Source organism: Paenibacillus sp. AR247 (assembly GCF_002968895.1).
GTDB lineage: Bacteria > Bacillota > Bacilli > Paenibacillales > Paenibacillaceae > Paenibacillus_AQ > Paenibacillus_AQ favisporus.
On sequence record NZ_PCZT01000006.1, the window covers coordinates 105385 to 108026 of the forward strand.

Here is a 2642-nt window from a genome sequence, read left to right on the forward strand (position 1 = left end):
GCTCGGCTTCATGCCAGGCGCAGGTTTCGGCATCGGCCGAGACGCAGCCTTTCCAGAACGGCTCGTTCGGCTTGGCAAGGCTGAGATTCGGGCTGCTGAAGGTAAAGCCGGTCAAGCCTTTCTCGGCCGCGTAATCGTTGGCTTCCTTGATCCGCTGCCACGTCCAGTTGGAACAGCCGATGGCGCCGACGGTACCTGACTTGACATATTCGTTCAAAATTTCGATCACTTCGCCGGCAGGCACGTTCGGATCGTCCCGGTGCAGCGCGTACAGATCGATAAAATCGGTCTGCAGCCGCTTCAGGCTGGTCGTAATATCGTGCCGGATGGCTTCCTTGTTGACGCGCGGACCGTTCTGGTCGTGATGGGCGCCCTTGGTCAGGATGACGATCTGATCCCGGTTGCCGCGCTCCTTCATGTAACGGCCCAGCACTTCTTCGCTTTCCCCGCCGCAGTAGATGTGGGCGGAGTCGACGGAATTGCCGCCGATGGCCAGATACGCGTCCATATTAGCCGCGGCTTTATCGTACGAATTGTGGTAAAAGTAGTCCGTGCCTTTCATCAAACGGGAAACCTTTTTATCCAGACCTTTGACGGAAATGTATTCCATGGATGATACCCTCCTAAGCTATTGTGGTTTTATATGGCTCGTTACAGCGCAACCCGGGTATGCTCGCGTGCAGACAGCAAGCAGGCGTCAATCACTTTCATGTTGTGAATCGCATCATCGGGCTGGAACTGCAGCGGCGTCTTGTTAATAATGGCCCGGGCGAGCTGATCGGCCTGCAGGCTGTATGCGTTTACATGAGGAACCTCAATTTCGCTCCGCTCCCCACGTACGGTCAAGTAGAAGTTGCCGCTGCCCGGCGTCGGTGTAACGTAGGCTGAAGGCACCTCGATGATGCCGTCCGTGCCGAGGATTTCCAGCGGATTGCGCGACGCGGCCCACATGGCGCAGTCGAAGGTCAGTGCGACGGAGCCGTCAAATTCGATGAGGCCGGAGGCCATCATATCGACATCGTCATGCTCCGGCGAGAAGAAGGCGTTCACCGTGACGGCGATCGGTTCCTTTCCGAGCAGCAGCCGAGCCGCGTTGATCGGATAGCATCCGACGTCGTAGATCGAGCCGCCGCCCCAATCCTTGCGGTAGCGGACGTTCGTTTTGTCGCCGGCGTTGTTAAAAGTAAAGGCGCTGCGGATGCCGCGGACTTCGCCGATTTGGCCCGAGTCGATAATCTGCTTGATCTTGTCGTAGCGGGGGTGGTAACGGTACATGAAGGCTTCGGACAAGTACACGCCCGCTTTAGCGGCGGCTTCAGCCATTTCGGCTGCTTCGCTTTCGGTCAGGGCCAGCGGCTTCTCGCACAGGATATGCTTGCCGGCTTCCGCCGCGCGGATTGTCCACTCTTTATGAAGATGATTCGGCAAAGGAATGTATACGACGTCGATGGACGGATCCGCAAGCAGTTCCTCGTAGCTTCCGTAAGCGACCGGAATATTCAGGTCCGCAGCCGTCTGCTTTGCGCCCCCATTTCAATTTCTGGCTCATGTTCGTGTATCATCTCCTCAAGAAGCTTATTTATGATTATATTGCGATTATAAAAGATTGTTATTAAAATTAATATAATACGATTTTGCAATGCATTATAACAATATTGTCATTTGGGGTGAGGACAGGTGAAGCGGCAAAGCCATTTGCTGACCCTTCCGTCGATGCCGTTTTTCTGTTTTCCCGAATCGGTCGGCTTTTACCGGAACGATCCGGGTCACAGCGTATTCCGGGAGGCGGGGGCCTTGAACAATTTCAACATTCATTACGTGGCTGCAGGCAGAGGGTACGTGGAAGTGGAGGATGTGGTCTATGAGCTGGGGCCGGGAGAGGCCGTGCTGTATTTTCCCATGCAGCGCCAGCGGTACTACAGCAGCGAGGAAGACCCGTGGGATATCCGCTGGTTTCACTTCTACGGGAGCGGTCTGCAGGATTATTTGATCGAACGCGGTCTGCATCACAGCCTCTTATGGACGATCCGCCAATCGGCTTCGTTTGAGCAGGCGCACGAAAATCTGCTGCAGGAGGCGGAAGAGCACCGGATGCTCCACCCGGTCCGCCTCTCGACACTTACTTACGCGCTGCTGGCCGAATTTATCGAGCATGCCACCCCGTTGTCTCCGGTCAAATCGAACAATTCGGGCAACCGGATTCTGGAGCTGCTTCCGGTCATGCAGCAGGAGGCGGTCAAGCCGTTCATCCTGGAAGATTGGGCGGGCAGACTTGGCATATCCACCTACTACTTCTGCAAGCTGTTCCGCAGCGTAACCGAGATGACGCCGATGGAGTTCATCACGCGCTGCCGCCTTCAGATGGCGAAGCAGTGGCTGCTCGAGCGAAAGAGTGCGACGATCGGGCAGATCGCTGAGGACGCGGGTTATCCAAGCGTGAACTATTTCAACAAGCGTTTTATGGAGCATGAGGGGATGACGCCTTCGGCTTACCGGCGGTTATACGGAGGGGCGTAAGCGTAAGCGATCGTTCAGCGGTAATCCGCGGGGATCACATTTGTCCCATAATTGAGATCCTTCCTGCCACCTGACCGAATACCACCGTTACTCCTTTCAATTTTAAAAAGTACAGTAAAAAAGCG

General features: G+C 55.4%; 2 protein-coding genes and 1 pseudogene. 1 reads left to right on the forward strand and 2 read right to left on the reverse strand.

Features of this window, described 5'->3' with window-relative positions; genetic code table 11:
- Together CPT76_RS05370 and CPT76_RS05375 are read right to left on the reverse strand one after the other, a co-directional pair.
- Positions 1 to 610: aldo/keto reductase (locus tag CPT76_RS05370; RefSeq protein WP_146116166.1), on the reverse strand; the 610-nt coding region annotated here is incomplete at its 3' end.
- A gap of 41 nt (positions 611 to 651) precedes the next feature.
- A pseudogene (locus CPT76_RS05375) lies at positions 652 to 1524 on the reverse strand (Gfo/Idh/MocA family protein); the annotation flags it as partial.
- Positions 1525 to 1677: 153 nt separating this feature from the next.
- Between CPT76_RS05375 and CPT76_RS05380 the strand changes: the two are divergent.
- The gene (locus CPT76_RS05380) at positions 1678 to 2517 is read left to right on the forward strand and encodes a helix-turn-helix transcriptional regulator (RefSeq protein WP_105442174.1); all 840 of its coding nucleotides are present in this window, start codon (positions 1678 to 1680) and stop codon (positions 2515 to 2517) included.
- Positions 2518 to 2642 lie beyond the last annotated feature (125 nt).